Annotated in this window: 2 protein-coding genes; both read left to right on the top strand. The window is 52.5% G+C overall.

Translation table 11 applies throughout. From position 1 onward, the window contains the following. Positions 1 to 2 precede the first annotated feature (2 nt). Positions 3 to 3302: a hypothetical protein gene (locus D6694_03720; GenBank protein ID RMH46275.1), complete on the top strand. Its 3300-nt coding sequence runs from the start codon at positions 3 to 5 to the stop codon at positions 3300 to 3302. Next, positions 3299 to 4987 (top strand): hypothetical protein (locus D6694_03715; protein RMH46274.1); only part of this gene is annotated, 1689 nt, incomplete at its 3' end. The genes D6694_03720 and D6694_03715, both read left to right, overlap by 4 nt.

The following is a 4987-nucleotide window of genomic DNA, read 5'->3' as shown; positions in this document are numbered from 1 at the left end:
TTGTGGGTTCTCTGGCTAATCGTCTATTTGATGATGAGATGGAGACTTCAGGCGATGACCTGTTTTCTCGTTTGGCTCCATCAGCAATGGGGCTGGAAGCGCTTGTGAAACCTGAAGCCTTAGACGCCCGACTTATTATCCACGTTCATTTTAATGTCTACTATCGCGTCTTCCCAGAACTGGAGCACCAGCGGCGTATCTCGGGTTATAACGCGGCTTTCTTAGCGAATGATCAAGATGAAGAAGCGAAGCGCAAACCTGGTGAGTGGGCAATTGCTTACCGAAAATTGCCAGTAAAGATGGAGCCTATTGAGGTGCGACTCCCAGCGCAGGTTACCGGGCGGATACGACTGGATGACCCACGGACACAGGCAATAGTGAACGCAGCCCTGGCGCAGGCGCAGCAACAGGTGCGTGCCGATCCATTACATTATCGGGAACCAACGGAGCGCAGGCCTGTGCCAGAGTCAGTTCTGATCGACAAAGAGTCATATGCGGCATTCGTCGAGCAGGCAGCGGCCACTGATCAAGAAGTTGAACCTCAATGGCAGGTGGAGTTGCAGGTTCAGGCTCGTCCAGTCGATAATGGTGGCCTACGCGTTTCAGTGATGCTTAGTAACGTCTCACCTGATGATCAACCAGAGCGCAGTCCCACTGATCACTACCTGTTTGACGTTAATCTTCGCGTTGAAGGCCACAGCGCAACCATTCTCCCTTTCACCTTTGACATCCTGCCGGAAGATTACCGGTACAATCGAGATTTATGGGGACTGGGGCGTAACTGTACGGTTCGCAAAGTGGATGGCCAGAACGCGGTAGAAACCCAAAATGCCCCTGTTTATCGCCAGCCTGTCTACACTACGCGTGATGCCGTGGATCCTACTCTTCCGAAAGCCGCTTTTGAGACACTGGCGCAAGATCCACTTCCGGTCTTGCGATCTATCGCGACGTCTATGGACCAGTATCGGGATAATTGGGAGCAATTGATATCCAGGCGTCAGAGAGATCCAAACTGGACATCTGAAATGCTGGATGCTGCTCAAACGGACCTTGATAATTTTATAGACGAAATCGCGCGCTTCCGTCGAGGTATTCGAGTGTTGGAGCGTTATGATGTTTTGCGCCATGCTTTTCAGTTGATGAACAGAACTTTTGCCAATGCCAGTAAATACTCTTCCTGGCGCCTCTTTCAAATTGTGTACATTGTCACCCAGTTACCGGCTATTGCAGCCCGCGAGTATGATGATCCTGATGGCCGTGCTGATTGGGACTACGTTGATGTACTCTGGTTTCCTACTGGTGGTGGCAAGACCGAAGCCTACCTGGGCCTGATCGTCTTTACTGCCTTTTTTGACCGGCTCCGAGGAAAGAAAGCTGGCGTCACGGCCTGGATGCGTTTTCCCCTGCGTCTGCTCTCGTTGCAGCAGTTACAGCGCCTGGCCGACATTATGGGTGCAGCGGAATTGGTTCGCCGCCAGACAGCCCCTATCAATGGCAATGATTACGACCCCTTCAGTGTGGCTTACCTGGTTGGTTCGGGAAATACGCCTAACCGACTGACACAGTGGAGCGGTAGCGATAAGCCGGCCGAAATAGATCTGATCAAAAGCAATCCCACTCGAATGGAAAAGTGGCTGACCATCCCTCGCTGCCCGTTCTGCGGCCAGCAAACCGTGCAGATGGACCTTAATGAAGCAACTATCCGGCTTGTCCACCGTTGCACCAACCCGCAATGCCCTGAAGCAGACCAAGGCGGTATCCTGCCCATCTTCATTGTAGATAACGAAATTTACCGATACCTGCCCACGGTGATTGCCGGGACGATTGACAAGGTGACAGCCATTGGCTACGAACGTAAGTTTAGCCACCTGTTCGGGGCCGTGACCCATCGCTGTCCAAAGCATGGTTACCTGAGCCTGGGCGAATGCACCGAAAAATACGCCTGTGATGTGAAACCAAAAGATTTCATTCCTGTCTCGCTCAAAGATCCCTCGCCCACGCTGCAGATTCAGGACGAGTTGCACTTGCTACGCGAGGAACTGGGGGCTTTCGATGGCCACTACGAGACATTCCTGGATACATACCAGCAACGCCGACAGGGAGTGCGAACCAAGATTATTGCCGCAACGGCCACCATTGAAGAATATGAAAATCAGGTGGTCCATCTTTATGATCGCAAAGCCCGTCGCTTCCCAGTCCCCGGTCCAGAGTTGGGTGAGTCATTTTATGCCACCACCCTGCGTGACGACACACGCCGCCTTTTTGTTGGCATCATGCCTCACAATTACACTCATATTAACGCTGTTGTGCGTCTGGCGGAACTGTTCCATCGGGAAGTAGAAGACCTGCGACGTGAACCAGAGAGGGCCATCAACCGTCTACACCTGACATCAGTCACTACGGCGGATGAATTCCTGGAGATCCTGTCGAACTACGAAGTCTTCGTCACATATCTGCTGTCAAAGCGCGAGGGTGATCGCCTCAATCAGAGCTTTGAAGGTCAACTCAACCGGGAACTGACCGAAAGTAATTATACTGAGGTCATCAACAAATCTATTATTGGAGAAACGCCATTCTCTGAAGTGGCCGCTATTCTCGAAGAGCTGGAAAAGCCAGCCCTGAATTTCGGCCGTCGGCTACGTTCACTGACGGCTACAAGCACCATTTCCCATGGCGTGGACGTTGAACGCTTGAACTATCTCTGCTTTTTCGGGATGCCCCGCCAAACCGCTGAGTACATCCAGACATCCAGTCGTGTGGGGCGCGATCACCCTGGCGTGGTGCTGGTCTGCTTCAACCCTGCCCGCGAGCGCGACCAGAGTCACTATCACTTTTTCCTGAAATATCACGAATATCTGGATCGGCTGGTGGAGCCTGCGCCAGTCAATCGATGGAGCAAGTTCAGTGTCCAGCGTACCATCCCAGGCCTGTTTATGGCCGCGTTGCTCAATGACTATAACCTGAGCGTGGGAGGGAGGGGGAAGGAATCGCTGTACTTCAGTAAAAAGGTTCGACAGTTGATAGAAAGTCGACAGATCAGACCGGATGACCTGATAGTGTACCTGAAGGATGCCTACCGGACGGCTGGCCGTGACGCTGGACAGGAGTTCGAGACCGTAATCGAGCGGAAAGTCAACGAGTATGTTGATATGTTGCGTAATCCACAGAAAAACTTCACGTCAGATAATCTGACTGACCAACCGATGCAAAGTCTGCGCGACGTGGATGAGCAACTTGAAATCTATCTCGGTCGAGATTCGCGATTGCTCTGGAGTAGAAAACTTGGGAGGAAAAGACGATGAGACGAGGCAGACAACAGATTCTCTTTAATTTTCTGCCAGGGAAGACCTTTGACCATGAGAGTGGGCAGGCCATTTGCATGGTTACCAGGTTTCAGGCAGAAGAAGACACAAATCTGAACCAACGCTATGTCCTGGATCGTGTAGCTTGGCTTTTGAAACAATGGCCGGAGGAGCGTCGCAGGGGCTTTCCAGACCCCTACCGCTACTCCGATCGCTACGTCCTGGCGATCCCTACAGCCGTTGAGGCGGAGATCTTTCCACTTCTTTTCGAATGTACCAATCCGACATGTCGCCGTGTGGCTTCCTATAAGAGTGTGCGGCAGGTCAACATTCGCAACCCAAAGTTGCGCTGCCAGTCATGTGGTGACAGCCTGATTCAACTTCATCATGTGTTGATCCATCGATGCGGCCACATTCGTCCGTTTATCGTTCCTCGATGTCCACAACACGGCTATGATCACATTTGGCTGGATACGCGGGGTAGCCAGAAGTACACTCAATTCCGCTGGCGTTGTCGGCTGTGCGATTTCCAGCAACATGTCATCTATGGCCGCTGCGATGACTGCGACCTGGATGATCGGACGATGCGTCCCATTGTCCATCGAGCCACCGCCTCGTTCTATCCTCAGTATCGTACCCTGATCAACCTGCCCGGCCGTGACCTGACTCGTATCCTGGAAGACCCGGAACGCCACTGGCTGGCCATAGCAGCCTATCTGCGCCTGTTCGACCATGGACCAGATAATCGGCTGGTTGATCTGGTCGCCAGCCCTCATGGGCAGACAGCAGAACAAGAAAGTATTGCTACGCTGGAGCGGTTGATTCAGAACGCCCCACCAGAGATGAAGACAATGCTTCAGAAGCGACTGGATGAATTACAACAGGGACTTTCTAGTCTGGGCGGTAACCGTCGTAGCCAGCTTATCAACCGGGCAAAAGAACTTATTACCATGCAGGATGATGCACTTGAAGAAGCCGGACGGGAATTACTGGAGTTCGTACGTATTGATGAAGGCCTGCAGATTATCACCCTCCCTCAATTGGAGCAAAAGGCGCAGAGTGAAATGCCGGGGCGGCTTCCAGTATATCGTGTCGCCTATCGCAAGGCCCTTAGAGATACCGGGCTGGCCGATGTGCGTCTTATCGGTGACTTTCCGGTAACAATTGTTGTTGTTGGTTATACCCGTGATCAGCGTGAGGCTGATAATACAATCATCCGGGCTTTTCCGCGTCTTCGACGGGATGATCCCCGGACGCCGTTGTTTGTAGACACGGTTGAAACGGAGGCGCTGATGTTCCGCCTTGACCCAGCCCGCGTACTCCGCTGGCTGACTCTCAATGGACTGGCAACGGGTAATCCGCCCGACTACAACGACCAGGCATCTGTCCGGGCCTGGATTCTCAACCGGATGGTCTCCATCAATCCCTTTCAGGAGATCCCGGAAGGTGAAACCACCACTCGCGCCGTCTATGGTCTGGTACATTCCTTTAGCCATTTAGTGTTACGTCAGGCAGTTATTCAGAGTGGCTTCGACCGTACCAGTCTGAGCGAATATCTCTTTCCGCGTGCCCTCTCATTTGTGCTTTATAGCAATAATCGGTCGAAGTTCACCATTGGTGGGCTGTACACGCTCTTTGAGCAAACATTGCATGAACATCTGCGGGCTGTAGTGGATAAGAGTGAG

The organism is Gammaproteobacteria bacterium, assembly GCA_003696665.1.
GTDB lineage: Bacteria > Pseudomonadota > Gammaproteobacteria > Enterobacterales.
The sequence above is the reverse complement of the archived record's forward strand: the minus strand, read 5'-3'. Positions and strand labels throughout refer to the sequence as shown.